We start from the raw sequence: 12,987 nt of genomic DNA, 5'->3' as shown, positions 1-12,987 counted from the left end.
GACTTGTTAGATTAGCCTTGCCTAACCCTTTACGACGAGAGGGAACATGACCGCGCCTCCCCTGGCGGGCACCGCGACGACGGAGCCCTCCGCCGCCAAACGGGGCCGCTCCGCCGTACTCGCTGCGGGATTGCTCGCCGCGCTCGGCCTGCTCGTGCTGGTCGCGTTGCTGAGCGTCGCGCTCGGCGCGCGCTCGGTGCCGCTGTCGACGGTTCTCACCGCCTTCACCGCGCCCGACGGCTCCAGCGACCACACCGTGATCCGCGAGCTGCGGGTGCCGCGCACCATCCTCGGCCTCGGCGTCGGAGCCGCGCTCGGTCTCGCGGGCGCGCTCATGCAGAGCCTGACGCGCAACCCGCTGGCCGATCCGGGGCTGCTCGGCATCAACCAGGGCGCGGCGCTCGGCGCGACGATCGCGATCGGGCTGCTCGGTCTCACCAACCCCGCCGTCTACGTGTGGTTCGCCTTCGCGGGCGCCGCGCTGGCCTCCGCGCTGGCCTACGCGCTCGGCTCGGCCGCGCGTTCGGGCGCCTCCCCCGTACGGCTGGCACTGGCAGGCGTGGCGCTCGGCATGGTCTTCACCGCCGTCGCCTCGGCGATCCTGCGCATGGACTCCCAGGCCTTCGACCGGATGCGGTTCTGGCTCACCGGCTCGCTCGCCGCGCAGACCTCCGACGTGATCATGCGCCTGGTGCCCTTCATGGCGGTAGGCATCGCGCTCGGCCTGCTGCTCGCCAAGCCGCTCAACGCCCTGGCTCTGGGTGAGGAGGCGGGCAGGGCGCTCGGCGTGGCCGTCGGACGCACCAGGGTGCTGACCGCCGTCGCCGTGACGCTGCTGTGCGGCGCGGCCACCGCGGGGGCTGGGCCGCTGTGGTTCGTCGGGCTGGCGGTGCCGCACGCGGTCAGGGCGGTCGTGGGGCCCGACCAGCGGTGGCTGCTGCCGTACGCGGCGGTGCTGGCGCCGGTGCTGCTGCTCGGCGCGGACATCGTGGGGCGCGTCATCGCGACCCCCGGAGAGGTGCAGGTGGGCATCATGTGCGCGGTGGTCGGCGCGCCCGTCTTCATCCTGCTGGCCAGGCGCAGGAGGTTGGCCGCGCTATGACGACTCCTGTCAGGGTCGGGCCCTACTCCCTGCGGCCCGCCCCCCGTGCTCTCGTGGTGAGCCTCGCGCTGGTGGCGGCCTCGGTCGCGCTGGCGCTGGTGGCGGTCTCCACGGGCGAGTTCACCGTGCCGGTCGCCGACATCGTCACCGCCCTGTTCGGGCAGGGCACGCCGGTGGCCGAGCTGATCGTGAGCCAGCTGCGCGCCCCTCGCGTGGTCACCGGGCTCGCCGTGGGCGCCGCCTTCGGGCTGAGCGGGGCCATCTTCCAGAGCCTCACCCGCAACCCGCTGGGCAGCCCCGACTTCATCGGGTTCACCGCGGGCGCCGCCACCGGCGGCGTGCTCGCCGTGGTGATGGGCGGTACGGCGGTGCAGATCGCCGCGGGCTCCATGCTCGGCTGCGTGATCTCGGCGATCCTGGTCTACGCGCTCGCCTTCCGCAGGGGCGTGCAGGGCTACCGGCTCGTCCTGGTCGGCATCGGCGTCAACGCCGTCCTGCTGGCCGCCGACAACTACCTGCTGACCAAAGCCAACATCAACGACGCGGCCAACGCGGGCGCCTGGCTCAACGGCAGCCTCAGCGGCCGCGGCTGGGATCACGCCCTTCCCGTCGCGATCGCGCTGGCCGTGCTGGTCCCCGTGTGCTGCGCGGTCTCCAGGCCGCTGCGGATGATGGAGATGGGCGACGACGCCGCGCGGGCGGTCGGCATCAGGGTCGAGCCCGTGCGGGCGGCGGCGATCGTGGCGGGCGTGCTGCTGTGCGGCGTCGCCACGGCCGCCGCGGGGCCCGTGATGTTCGTCGCCATGGCCGCGCCGCAGCTGGCCAGGCGGCTGACCCGCTCCCCCGGCGTGACACTCATCGCCTCCGCCCTCACCGGCGCGGTGCTGCTGACCGCGGCCGACCTGGCCGCCCAGCGGCTGCTCGCCCCCACCCAGCTGCCCGTCGGAGTGCTGACGGCCGCCATCGGCGGCACCTACCTGGCTCTGCTACTGAGAAAGGACCGCCGCTGATGGCTCGTCTGACCGGCTCCGACCTCACCCTCGCCTACGAGCAGCGGGTGGTGGCGTCGTCGTTGAACGTGGAGATCCCCGACGAGTCCTTCACGGTGATCATCGGCCCGAACGCGTGCGGGAAGTCCACGTTGCTGCGAGCGCTGGCCCGCATGCTCAGGCCCAGGACGGGCGCGGTCCACCTCGACGGAAGCGTGATCACCTCGCTGCCCTCCAAGGAGGTGGCGCGCAGGCTCGGGCTGCTTCCCCAGTCCTCCATCGTGCCCGACGGCATCACCGTGGCGGACCTGGTGGCCAGGGGGCGCTATCCGCACCAGCGGCTGATGCGGCAGTGGTCCAAGGCCGACGAGGTGGCCGTGGCCTCGGCGATGGCGGCCACCGACGTCACGTCGCTGTCGGAACGCATCGTGGACGAGCTGTCGGGCGGGCAGCGGCAGCGGGTGTGGCTGGCCATGGCGCTGGCACAGGAGACGCCCATCCTGCTGCTGGACGAGCCGACCACCTACCTGGACATCTCCCACCAGATCGAGGTGCTGGACCTCTGCGCCGACCTGCACGAGCAGGGAAGGACCATGGTGGCGGTGCTGCACGACCTCAACCAGGCCTGCAGGTACGCCACGCATCTGATCGTGATGCGTGACGGCGTGCTGGTGGCCGAGGGCGAACCCGCCGCGGTGATGACGCCCGACCTGGTCGAGCAGGTCTTCGACCTGCGGTGCGAGATCATCGCCGATCCGCAGTCGGGCACCCCGCTGATCGTCCCCGAGGCACGGAGGAGGGCGCGCACCCCTGTCGCGCACTAGAGGTGCGGCTGACCGTGGGGTGCGCCGCCGAACCGCACGCCCACGGGCCCAGGTGACGCAGCGAGGAACCCCGCGACGCCCCCACGCCCTCTGACGATCAACCAGGCGGACGGGCGCCGACCGGCCGTCACGTCGTGGGGCAGAGTGCGAGGGCGGTCGTGGCGAGGGCGGCCTTGGCGCGCTCCTCGCCGTACCTGTCCTTGAGCGCGGCGGCGCTCTCCCCGGCCAGGACGGCGAGGACGGCGTGCGACAGCACCTCGGCGTCCTCGCCCGGCAGGGCCTCGCCCAGCAGGATCGCCACGTGCCTGTGCCAGAAGCCGTAGGCGCCGATGCGGTAACGCGCCCCCGGGCTGGCGGTCTCCGACATCCGCACCAGGTCGAGGTGGGCGAACAGGTAGTCGAGGTAGGCCTGGACGAAGGCCGCCAGCCGTTCGGCCGGCGTCGCGGCGGGCCGTCCGGCCTCAGGTGAGGGGCCCAGCGGCGGCGGACCCGACAGGATCCGCTCCTGGAGGTCGCGCTCGCGGGCGTCGAGCAGCGCCACGGCCAGCCCCGACTTGTCGCCGAACCTGCGGAACAGCGTCCCCTTCCCCACGCCCGCCGCCGTGGCGATCGCGTCCATGGAGACCGCCTCGACGCCCTTGTCCGCGAACAGCGCGGCCGCGGCGGCCAGCACCTTCTCACGGTTGCGGGCCGCGTCGGCCCGTTCCTGGGGCGGGCGCGTGCGCAGGATCTCCAGTACCTCGCTTGACGAACCGGACTGCGGTCCGCTAATTTCGGTGCCATCCACAAAACGGACTGTAGTCCATTTATCTCGGAGGTCGCAATGACCGTGCACATCTCCCGCGACGATCTCAAGGCCGCGATCGAGGCAGGCGCCGTCACCGTCGTCGACGCCCTCGGCGGCGACTACTACGCGCAGCAGCACCTGCCCGGCGCCATCGCCCTGGTCGAGAGCGAGGTGGCCGAGCGCGCCGCCGCGCTGCTGCCCGACAGGGACGCGGCGATCGTCACCTACTGCTCCAACCCGTCCTGCCCCAACAGCAAGGCCGTGGCCAACCGCCTGACCGCGCTGGGCTACACCGACGTCCGCACCTATCGCGAGGGCATCCAGGACTGGGTCGAGGCGGGCCTGCCCGTCGAGTCCTCGGTGACCGTCTGACCTTCTTCACGGTTTCTGCACATTGACCCGGTAGGTTCCGCTCCATGATCCGGACCTTCCTCGCCTGGCTGGTGGTCGTGCCGTTCGCCGTGTGGGCGGTGCTGAGAGTGACGGGGGCCGACATCGCCGACCGGTGGATCCAGCTGGTCGCCTTCACCCCCTACGTGGCCGCCGCCTCGGTGGTGCCGGTGCTGCTGGCCGGCCTGCTGAGGCGGCGGGTCCCCATGGCGGTGGCCGTGGTGACGGCTGGAGCGCTGGCGCTGGCCGTCCTGCCCCGGTACTTCACCGACGCGCAGCCGCCCGCGAACGGCGCCACGTTCAGGGTGCTGGCGGCGAACCTGGCGGTGGGTGCGGGGGACACCACGGAGCTGGTGAAGCTGGTCGAACGGCTCAAGCCCGACGTGCTCGCCATCCAGGAGCTCACCCCCGAGGCCAGGAAGCGGCTCGACGCGCTCGGCCTGCGCAAGCGGATGCCGCACGTCGTGGACAGGTCCCAGGGCGGGGTCTGGGGGTCCGGCCTCTACTCCCTGCACCCGCTGACCGAGCGGCCGCTGATCGCGCTGGGCAGGTTCCGCCAGGCCAGAGCGGTGATCAAGCCGCCGAAAGGACCCGAGATCGAGGTGGTGTCGGTGCATCCGTGCGCGCCCAGCCATGCGGAGAAGATGGCGTGCTGGCGCTCCGGACTGGCCGCGCTGCCCAGGGCGGGCGAGCGGCTGACGGTGCTGGCGGGCGACTTCAACGCCACCCTCGACCACTGGCCGGTGCGGGCGCTGCTCGACTCGGGCTACAGGGACGCGGCCGACGTCACGGGGCAGGGGTTCACCGCGACCTGGCCGCAGCAGGGATGGCGGCCGCTGCCGGGGGTGACGATCGACCACGTGCTCGCCGACAGGCGGATGGGAGTGCGCGCGTTCAGCGTGCACGAACTCAGTGCCACCGACCACCGGCCGGTGTTCGCCGAACTCACGCTGCCGTGAGCCCAGGACCCGCCGGTCAGAGGGCGGTGACGCGCACGTCGTCGAAGCGGGCGGCGAAGCCCTTGCCGACCGGGGCCGCCGCCATCGCGCCGGCGAGCGCGGGCACCCCCTCGGGGAAGGCGGCGAGCCTGAGCATCTCCTCGGGCTCGGCTCCGTCCAGTCCGTAGCGGACGGTCACCGCGTCACCTCTGCGCTCCAGGTCGAAGGTGACGCTGCCGGTGGCGCGCCCGAGCGGCAGGACCGACCAGTCGGACACCTCGCGGGTCACGACGGTGCTGAGATGGAAGGCGCCGTCGACGTACTCGACCCCGGCCTTGATCCAGGTGGCCTCGTCGACCCGCAGCACCGCGCCCGCCTGGTCGTACTGCTCGGCGTAGTCGCCCGAGAACGTCAGCGTCAGCCGGAAGTCTCCCGAGACGATCCTCCCGAACAGGTGCGCGGTGTCGTAGGTGTAGCCGTAGTGGGTCTTCCGCCACATGTCCGTGCCGGGATCGCAGACCAGACTGAGCCCGTCGTCGGCGGTCCACTCGCGGGGAGGGTTGATCCATTGCCAGTCGGAGGAGCCAAAGGCCATGATCATGGCGGTCATCCTGCCATGCTCACCCGAAATATGTTGGAAGATCCCGCCATGGAGCGGCGCCCGTCCTGTCCGTCACGTGCACGACGGCGGCGTGCCGTACGGCCCTGCGCAGGGTCGGCTCCACCTGCCTGTGGGGCACGTCGTGGACCAGGTGACAGAAGCGGCCCCTGGCGAAGGCGCGGGCCCAGGCGGGCTCGCGCATGGAGCGGTAGGCCGACAGCGGGCCCTCGAAGGTGACCAGGAGGTCGGCGAGCGCCGCGTAGCCGGGATCGGGGTAGACGCCGGGGTTGAGGACGACCGTCCCGCGCACGCCGTCGACCAGGTCCGCGTAGTGCGGCAGGCGCTCCTCCGAGGCCGCGACCTGGTCGAGGAAGACGCCGCGCAGGCCGTACCAGTCCCGGTAGCGGCGCAGGTCCGCGCGGACCTCCTCGGATGGGCGCAGGCCGAAGTCGGTGTCGACGTAGCCGAGCACCTCGCAGCCCGCCGTCAGCAGGGCCGCCACGCACGGCACGTAGGCCGCCTGCCTGACGGCGCCGGGGCCGTGATCGACGGAGACGACGACCAGGCGCGGAGGAGCGGCCAACAGCCGCCGCCACTCCCCCGGGGCGGCGTCGGGAGCGAAGTAGGCGGGCACCAGCGCCGCCGTCCGCGCCCCGGCCGGCGGCTCGGGCCGCGGCCCCTTTCTGACGGGCCCGCCGGACAGGATCACGCGTGCCGCCTCAGGGAAGTCGCCGGTGGTTACCGGAACGTTATAGCCCACGGCCAGGCCGCCCGTTGGGAAATCGGCCGGTCAGGCGCCGCGTACACTGACGTTCGTGGCAGACCCCAAGTTCGAGATCCAGATGCTCCACGACCGGGTGATGATCCGGCTGGAGAAGGACGGCGAGGAGCGGCGCAGCGGCGCAGGCATCGTGATCCCCGCGACCGTCAAGATGGCCAACCGGCTGGCCTGGGGAGAGGTCTGCGGCGTCGGCGCCAACGTACGCTCGGTGAAGGTCGGCGACAAGGTGCTCCTCAACCCCGAGGACCAGTACGAAGTCGAGCTGCACACCCAGGTCTACCTGGTGATGAGAGAGCGCGACCTGCACGCCGTCGCCACCCAGGAAACCGACCACGGCACCGGCCTCTACCTCTAGCCGGCCCGGCTCCAGCCGGGGACCGTGCGCGGCGTCGACCCGGCGACCGGCCCCGGCGAGACGACGTCCTTGCGTATCGCCAGGGCCGAGCCGTCAGTCGATCAATCGGCGTCGGTGTAGCTCAGGTAGACCTCGTCCTTCTTCCACGCCGAAGAGCTGATGTCAGCCACGGTGCGCACCACGTTGCCCTTGAGGTCGACGACGACCATCTGGTAGCCGCTCCCACCCTTCACGGCGGCGAGCAGGTGCTTGTCGTCCCACCAGCCGTACGATCCCTCGACTGCGATGTCGACGCGATTGCGCAGCTTGCCTGTCGCCAGGTCCCAGGTGCAGAGGCTCTCGTAATAGCGGGCTGGGCAGAAGGTTCCCAGCAACTTTCCGGAGGGTGAGAACGCCGTCTCTCCGCCGATGTCCGAGCCGACGCCCGGCAGCGTTCTGACCACCTTGCCGTCCGGCCGGTGGAAGCGCACGCCGTCCCGGTAGCTGCTCATCAGGTGTCTGCCGTCGGGGGTCCACTGGAACACCGCGTCCTTGGAAAGGCCCTTCAACAGCACCACCTTGGCTGCCTTGGCCCTCACGTCGGCCGTGGCGAAGCCTACGGGCACCCACTTCTTACCGTCGGTCTTCTCGACGGTCAGCGCGAGCTTGCTGCCGCTGGCCGACCAGTAGGCGATCGTTGTCCTGAACGGCAGCTTCGAGGTGCGCACCGTCGTCGTCTGCTGGGCGGCCGCATCGATGATGGCGACCGAGTCGTACCTGCCCTTCGGGTTCTCGGGGAGCCCCGCCACTCGGTGTCCTTTCGGGGCGACGGCTACGTCGAAGTAGCCGGGCACCACCTCGAAGGTGTCGTCGGCGGTGCGCAGATGAGGCTTGGCGCCGACGATCGCGGTGACCTTCTTCGGGTCGCCGGGCCGCTCATGGAGCGTGACACCGAGACCCGTGTCGATCTCGTTCTCGTCGAGACGGGCAGCTGAGGCAGAGGCTGGGATTAATGGGAGAAGCGCACAGGAAGCGGCACACATGGCCACAGCGCGACGAAGATTCACAAAGGCGGAGCATAGAGCCTCAGCGGCGGGTGTAGCTCAGGTAGAGGTCATAGTCGCGCCAGGCGGTGCGGCTGATGGTGGCCAGGGGGCGCACGGGCTTGCCGTCGAGGTCGATCACGACGCTCGCGTAGCCCTTGCCGTGGCGTCCCACCGCGATCAGGTGCTCGCGGTCCCACCAGCCGTACGAGGCGACCGCGGGGACCTTCACCTTCTTGTCCAGCTTGCCGTTGTAGGGGTTCCAGGTGCACAGCGTCGCCTTGTGCTTCTTGGGGCACCACGTCGCCATGCGCCTGCCGTCGGGAGAGAAGGCGCTCTCGCCGCCGACCAGCCCGCCCGTACGCCAGAGGGTCCAGGCCACCCGCCCGTCGGTCAGGTAGAAGCGCACGCCGTCCCAGTGGTCGGAGACGACCCGCCTGCCGTCGGGCGACCACTGGAAGAGCGCGTCATGGTAGGCGCCCGGGACCTTGACCAGCCTGGCGCGCCTGGCGGCGACGTCCACGACGACGAAGCCGACGCTGCGCCAGCCGCCGCCTCGGCCGTCGCTCCTGGAGACCGTCAGCACCACCTTGCGCCCGTCGGGCGACCAGTACGGCGTGCCCGCCACCATGGGTGCCTTCACCGTGCGGATCTTGGTGACCCTGCCGGTGGCCCTGTTGACGATCGCGACCCTGTCGTAGCCCTTGGCGAACTTCCTCGGGATCGCGGCCACGAAGGCGCCGCCCGGCGAGACGGCGAGGTCGTTGTAGGAGCGCTGCCCCGCGAAGTAGCCGCCCGCCCTGAGGTAGGACGAGCTTCCTGTCGTGTAGGCGCTGACCTTTTTGGGGTCGCCGGGCTGCTCGTGCAGGGTGACGCCGAGACCTGGCAGTTTGACGTCGGCGCCGGATAAGACGAGCGCCGCGGCGAGAAGGAGCGTGCTTGGACTCACGGAGGCACCCTCTCACTTACGGGTGAAGCTCAGCCAGAGTTCCGCGCGCCAGGTGCGGGCGGGGATCTCGGCGAGCACCCGTTCGACGGAGCCCGAGGTGCCTGCGACCACGAGCCGGTAGTTGTTCCTGTACGGCACGACGGCGATCAGCGAGCGGTCGTTCCACCAGCCGACCACCGCCTCGGGCCTGAGCCTCGAGCGGGAGACGATCGCCCCCGTGGCGGGGTTCACGAGGCAGACGTGCTCGGCCAGCCTGGAGGGGCACCAGGTCGTCATGCGCTTGCCCGAGGGCGAGAACAAATCGGGTCCTGTGAGTGTGCCGACGCCCTTGAGCACCCTCGGCTTCGCGCCCGCCCTGTGGACCACCGCGTCGCCCCTGCGCTGGGCGATCACCGCGCCGTCAGGGGTCCACCAGAACGTGGCGGCGGGGTCGGCGCCCGCCACGACGGTCGTGTGGGAGGTGCCCGCGGCGACGTCGACCGTGACGTAGCCGATCGAGCGCCACTTGCCCGAGACCTTCTTCTCCAGTGTCAGCAGGACCTTCTTGCCGTCGCGCGACCACGAGGCGTAGGAGGCCATCAGCGGCCTGGCGACGGTGCGGATGCGCCTGGACCTGCCCGTGGCCCGGTCGGTGACGACGAGCGTGTCGTGGCCGCCCCGGTAGGCGGCGGGTACGGCGGCGGCCCTGCGCCCGTCGGGCGAGACGACCACCTCGGAGGCGCCGCGCTGCCTGACGAAGGCGGCCGGGCCTCGCAGGTAGGCGTGCTGGGTGCCCAGGCCGTAGGCGGTCAGCCGTACGGGGTCGGCCGGTCTCTCGTGGAGCACCACGGAGGCGCCGGGCAGGGGGATGAGGGCGAGCGCTACGAGGACGGAGAGCACGGCGGCAGCCTAGGGAGCGCCCACCTCGTCCGCTTGCGCGCAGACCGAACCGGTATGGAGGCTAGACGCCGAGCAGCTTGCGCCCCTCGGCGAACAGGTCGATGCCGAGGCTGAACTTCAGCGCCGCCCAGATGATCACGCCCATGGCGGCCAGCGTGACGAGCAGGACGATGATGCGCACCGTCCAGCCGCGCTGCTTGTACCACTCGGTCCAGGCCTGCAAAACGCTCTTGCCGAACTCCAGCACCTTGTGCGCCCAGTGGAACTCGGTGGCCAGCACCGCCAGCCCCGCGAAGACGACCAGCCAGCCCGGCCCGGGGAAGGGCACCATGATCAGGCCGCCCACGACCATCACGGTGCCGATCACACCAATGATGATCTTGAGTGTGAGGGCACCGGTCCGAGTGGACCGGATGCCGTCGAGCCAGCCGTGAATGCCGGAGCGGCGCGCCGCTTCGTCCTTCAGCTTGTCGGCGTCACCGGTTTCGGAGTCGATTGCCACCCATCCAGACTAATAGCCCGAATAGAGCTGCTCGGCAGAACGCCGCGCCCAAGCCATGACCAAGGGGCCGAAATGGGCATCCATGTACTGTCCGATGCCCCTCATTCCCCCTCCGGTACGGCAAGCCCCCGCACGGCCACCGGGGTCACCGGTGGCCGTCCGTCCATCACGCGTGCTCCAGCGGGACTCCGGTCCCCGCCGTCACGAAGCGGCGCAGCCGATCGGGGAAGGCACGCCGTTCGACCCTGTCCACGATCCGGTGAAGCCGAACGTCGCCGTCGCGCCCTGGGCCAGCGAGCCGTTCCACGCCACGTTCCCGACCGTCACGTCGGCCCCCTCCTGGGTGTGCGCGCCGTTCCAGAGCTGGGTGATCCGCTGGCCTGCGGGGAAGGCCCACGACACGGTCCACCCCTTGATCGCCTTGTCGGCCTTGACCGTGACCTCGCCCTGGAATCCGCCCTGCCACGAGTTGGTCACCTTGTAGGCGGCCGAGCACCCGCCGGTCCCCGGGGTGGGGGTGGGCGTGGGCGTGGGCGTCGGGGTGGGGGTGGGCGTCGGGGTGGGGGTGGGCGTCGGGGTCGGGTCGGAGCCCGAGCGCTCGGCGTACAGGATGCCGCGGCCGTTGGTGCCCAGGTAGACCCGCCCGTACACGCGGGGGTCGCCGGTGATCGCCTCGCCCATGTTCCCGTACTGGTGTCTGTCGTCGTTGATGCGGGTCCAGGTGGCGGCCGTGTCGTCGGATCTGTGGACGCCCGTCACGCCGTCGATCGTGGCGACCGCGTACAGCGCGGGGTAGGACGCGCCAGGGGCGGCCTTGCCGTACCCGATGTTGACCGCGCCGGTGACCCCCGGCAGCTTGGTGAAGGTGGCTCCGGAGTCGGTGGAGCGGAACAGACCGCCCTCACCTGCCAGCCAGAGGTGGCCCTCGCGGCCGGGTACCGCCTTGAACTTGCCCGCGCCGGGTGCGGCGGTCTCGGTGAAGGTGGCGCCGCCGTCGGTGGAGCGGTAGAACGTGCCGGCCGCCACGGCGTAGAACGTCGACGGGTTCACCCGGTCCGACTCGACGACCGCGCCGGAGGGCAGGCCGGCCGAGGCGGTCCATGAGGTGCCGAAGCCGACCGAGTAGTGCGGCGCGGCGCCCTGCGGCGACCACACGAAGCGCGAGCCGTCGGCCGCCGCCGCGATCGTGCCGCCTCCCGTCACACCCGAAGGCTCCGAGCCCTGGAACCAGTTCGCGCCGCCGTCGGTGGAGAAGGCCACGTTGCTGCCGTCGGCGTTGCCGGAGCGGGCCATCACGGCGGGGTTCTTCTCGGCGTAGTCGAGGCTGGTGGTCGAGGTGAAGCCTGGCGAGGTGAACATCATCGGCGGCACCGCGTCGAGCGAGGCGTGCCTGAACCCGCCGATGTCACCGAGACCGCTGACGAGCGGGGCTCCCGTGGGCGGGCTGACCAGGTCGAGCACGGCGGTCTCCTCCAGCCCCCTCACCATCGGCCTGATCGTGAACCGGCCCCCTGTGTCCCACTTGAGCAGGTCCTCTGTGCCGTAGATGGTGGCGCCGGTGCCGTACATCATCCTGTTGGAGTCGAAGGGGTCGATCTCCAGCGACTCGGTCATCCAGCCCAGCTTCGGCGTGACCTCGGGCGGCTGCGGGTTGCCGCCGAACGTCAGCCACGGAGCGGAGGAGACGTCCATCGTGTAGCGGAAGGACCTGTTGGGATAGGAGGCCCAGTCCCACACCCTCGTCCAGGTCGCGCCCGCGTCGGTGGACCTGAAGAAGATCACGTCGGGCCACCAGGAGATCTGGGTGGCGACCATGAGGGTCTGCGGGTCCTGCCTGTCGATGGTCAGGCCGCTGTAGCCGAAGTAGTCGTCCTCGCTGGTGGAGGGGATCGGGCTGATCCTGGTCCACTCGCCTGTGCGGGTGTCGAGGCGCCACACGTCGCCCTTGGCCCCGTCGTAGGGGCCGGCCGTGTCGCTGGTGGCCAGGTAGAGCAGGCTGTTGACGTGGTCGAGCACGCCCTTGTGCGGCAGATGGCCGGTCGGCTGGCCCGGCACGCGCTGCCAGGTCGCGCCGTTGTCGGTGGAGCGGTAGAGGATGTTCTCCTTGTCGGCGACGCCCGCGTAGATCGCCCTGGTCACCGGGTCGATCGTCACCCAGACCACGCCCGGCCTGTGGCTGGAGTAGCCGTTGGGGTCACTCGGGTCGGGCGCGTAGTCGCCAGGGTTGGGGAAGGAGGACACCTTCGCCCAGGTCGCACCGTAGTCGGAGCTCTTCCACAGGCCGTTGCCGTTGGGCGCGCCGAGATAGAGGGTCCTGTTGTCCCTGGGATCGACGGCCAGCCGCTCACCCATGCCCCTGCCCGGCATGTTGCCGCCCAGTTTGAACGGCAGCGGCGAGACCTGCCAGGTGGCGCCCTTGTCGGCCGAGCGCAGGATCGCGCCGTTGTTCGGGTCCCAGCTGTTGGTGTACATCCCGACCGCCGCGTACACCCTGTTGGGCTGCACCGGGTCGGTGGCCAGGCTGTCCACGCCGTTGTAGCCCCACCTGTCCCAACCCACCCAGTCGAGCAGCGGGGTCCACGTCCTGGTGGCCTGCTCCCATCGGTAGGCGCCGCCGATGTCGGTCCTGGCGTAGATCAGGTTCTTCTCGCTCTGGTTGAAGACGATCGCGGGGACGAAGCCGCCTCCGTCGATCCGCACGTTCTTCCACTCGTAGGTCTCCTGCGCCGGCGCGGAGAGCGCCGCGGCCTCCTGCAGCGCGGCCCCCTGCAGCGCGGGCGCGGAGACGACCGCCGCGGCCGCCGAGATCGTCAACAGCGCTGCGAGTATCCACCGAATCATGTACGGCCTGTCCCTTCGTCCAGGAGT

14 protein-coding genes are annotated in these 12,987 nt (G+C 70.9%); 6 read left to right on the top strand and 8 right to left on the bottom strand.

The annotated features are described in order from the left end of the window. Window positions 1–46 precede the first annotated feature (46 nt). From ABFX50_RS08440 to ABFX50_RS08430, 3 genes are read left to right on the top strand one after another with little or no spacing between them, the layout of a single operon-like run. Window positions 47–1,102 (top strand): FecCD family ABC transporter permease, encoded by a 1,056-nt coding sequence (locus ABFX50_RS08440; RefSeq protein ID WP_346144738.1) that lies wholly within the window; start codon window positions 47–49, stop codon window positions 1,100–1,102. Next, window positions 1,099–2,112, top strand: coding sequence for a FecCD family ABC transporter permease (locus tag ABFX50_RS08435; protein ID WP_346144736.1), 1,014 nt, complete (start codon window positions 1,099–1,101; stop codon window positions 2,110–2,112). Before ABFX50_RS08440 ends, ABFX50_RS08435 begins: the two co-directional genes overlap by 4 nt. Further along, window positions 2,112–2,915, top strand: coding sequence for an ABC transporter ATP-binding protein (locus ABFX50_RS08430; protein WP_346144734.1), 804 nt, complete (start codon window positions 2,112–2,114; stop codon window positions 2,913–2,915). The genes ABFX50_RS08435 and ABFX50_RS08430 overlap by 1 nt, the downstream gene beginning before the upstream one ends. A 127-nt stretch (window positions 2,916–3,042) precedes the next feature. On the opposite strand, the gene ABFX50_RS08425 is transcribed toward ABFX50_RS08430, so the two are convergent. Beyond that, the gene (locus tag ABFX50_RS08425) at window positions 3,043–3,702 is read right to left on the bottom strand and encodes a TetR/AcrR family transcriptional regulator (RefSeq protein ID WP_346144732.1); all 660 of its coding nucleotides are present in this window, start codon (window positions 3,700–3,702) and stop codon (window positions 3,043–3,045) included. Window positions 3,703–3,738: 36 nt separating this feature from the next. On the opposite strand from ABFX50_RS08425, the gene ABFX50_RS08420 reads away from it, so the two are divergent. Together ABFX50_RS08420 and ABFX50_RS08415 are read left to right on the top strand one after the other, a co-directional pair. After that, the gene (locus tag ABFX50_RS08420) at window positions 3,739–4,074 is read left to right on the top strand and encodes a rhodanese-like domain-containing protein (protein WP_183658433.1); all 336 of its coding nucleotides are present in this window, start codon (window positions 3,739–3,741) and stop codon (window positions 4,072–4,074) included. A gap of 44 nt (window positions 4,075–4,118) precedes the next feature. Then, window positions 4,119–5,051 (top strand): endonuclease/exonuclease/phosphatase family protein, encoded by a 933-nt coding sequence (locus ABFX50_RS08415; RefSeq protein WP_346144729.1) that lies wholly within the window; start codon window positions 4,119–4,121, stop codon window positions 5,049–5,051. A 16-nt stretch (window positions 5,052–5,067) separates the two neighbouring features. Here ABFX50_RS08415 and ABFX50_RS08410 read toward each other — a convergent pair whose 3' ends face one another. Together ABFX50_RS08410 and ABFX50_RS08405 are read right to left on the bottom strand one after the other, a co-directional pair. Further along, window positions 5,068–5,631 carry a DUF1349 domain-containing protein gene (locus tag ABFX50_RS08410; protein ID WP_183658427.1) on the bottom strand — a complete coding sequence of 188 codons (564 nt, stop codon included), beginning with the start codon at window positions 5,629–5,631 and terminating at the stop codon, window positions 5,068–5,070. A 19-nt stretch (window positions 5,632–5,650) separates the two neighbouring features. Next, complete coding sequence (locus ABFX50_RS08405; protein WP_346144727.1) at window positions 5,651–6,340, bottom strand: spherulation-specific family 4 protein; 690 nt, start codon at window positions 6,338–6,340, stop codon at window positions 5,651–5,653. A gap of 106 nt (window positions 6,341–6,446) precedes the next feature. Here ABFX50_RS08405 and ABFX50_RS08400 point away from each other — a divergent pair, with 106 nt between their 5' ends. Next, window positions 6,447–6,767, top strand: a complete 321-nt coding sequence (locus ABFX50_RS08400) for a GroES family chaperonin (protein ID WP_183658421.1) — start codon at window positions 6,447–6,449, stop codon at window positions 6,765–6,767. 101 nt (window positions 6,768–6,868) lie between these two features. On the opposite strand, the gene ABFX50_RS08395 is transcribed toward ABFX50_RS08400, so the two are convergent. The 5 genes from ABFX50_RS08395 to ABFX50_RS08375 form a co-directional block, all read right to left on the bottom strand. After that, entirely contained in the window at window positions 6,869–7,789 is a 921-nt protein-coding gene (locus ABFX50_RS08395; RefSeq protein WP_346144725.1) for a WD40 repeat domain-containing protein, read from the bottom strand. A gap of 43 nt (window positions 7,790–7,832) precedes the next feature. After that, window positions 7,833–8,738 carry a TolB family protein gene (locus ABFX50_RS08390; protein ID WP_346144723.1) on the bottom strand — a complete coding sequence of 302 codons (906 nt, stop codon included), beginning with the start codon at window positions 8,736–8,738 and terminating at the stop codon, window positions 7,833–7,835. 12 nt (window positions 8,739–8,750) lie between these two features. Then, window positions 8,751–9,617 (bottom strand): TolB-like translocation protein, encoded by an 867-nt coding sequence (locus tag ABFX50_RS08385; RefSeq protein ID WP_346144721.1) that lies wholly within the window; start codon window positions 9,615–9,617, stop codon window positions 8,751–8,753. A gap of 61 nt (window positions 9,618–9,678) precedes the next feature. Continuing rightward, complete coding sequence (locus ABFX50_RS08380) at window positions 9,679–10,119, bottom strand: TIGR02611 family protein (RefSeq protein WP_346144719.1); 441 nt, start codon at window positions 10,117–10,119, stop codon at window positions 9,679–9,681. 201 nt (window positions 10,120–10,320) lie between these two features. Next, on the bottom strand, window positions 10,321–12,960 hold the full coding sequence (locus tag ABFX50_RS08375; protein WP_346144717.1) for a cellulose binding domain-containing protein: 2,640 nt from the start codon (window positions 12,958–12,960) through the stop codon (window positions 10,321–10,323). Between the last annotated feature and the right edge of the window lie 27 nt (window positions 12,961–12,987).

The sequence above is a fragment of the Nonomuraea recticatena genome (assembly GCF_039533245.1).
In the GTDB taxonomy this organism is placed as follows: Bacteria; Actinomycetota; Actinomycetes; order Streptosporangiales; family Streptosporangiaceae; genus Nonomuraea; species Nonomuraea roseola.
Note: the sequence above shows the minus strand (reverse complement) of the source record. Positions and strands in the feature narration are given on the sequence as shown.

Excerpts from the sequence above, each read along its gene's own strand:
- ABFX50_RS08440 (WP_346144738.1), top strand. The coding sequence starts at position 47 with ATGACCGCGCCTCCCCTGGCGGGCACCGCGACGACGGAGCCCTCCGCC.
- ABFX50_RS08435 (WP_346144736.1), top strand. The coding sequence starts at position 1,099 with ATGACGACTCCTGTCAGGGTCGGGCCCTACTCCCTGCGGCCCGCCCCC.
- ABFX50_RS08430 (WP_346144734.1), top strand. The coding sequence starts at position 2,112 with ATGGCTCGTCTGACCGGCTCCGACCTCACCCTCGCCTACGAGCAGCGG.
- ABFX50_RS08420 (WP_183658433.1), top strand. The coding sequence starts at position 3,739 with ATGACCGTGCACATCTCCCGCGACGATCTCAAGGCCGCGATCGAGGCA.
- ABFX50_RS08415 (WP_346144729.1), top strand. The coding sequence starts at position 4,119 with ATGATCCGGACCTTCCTCGCCTGGCTGGTGGTCGTGCCGTTCGCCGTG.
- ABFX50_RS08410 (WP_183658427.1), bottom strand. The coding sequence starts at position 5,631 with ATGATCATGGCCTTTGGCTCCTCCGACTGGCAATGGATCAACCCTCCC.
- ABFX50_RS08395 (WP_346144725.1), bottom strand. The coding sequence starts at position 7,789 with ATGTGTGCCGCTTCCTGTGCGCTTCTCCCATTAATCCCAGCCTCTGCC.
- ABFX50_RS08375 (WP_346144717.1), bottom strand. The coding sequence starts at position 12,960 with ATGATTCGGTGGATACTCGCAGCGCTGTTGACGATCTCGGCGGCCGCG.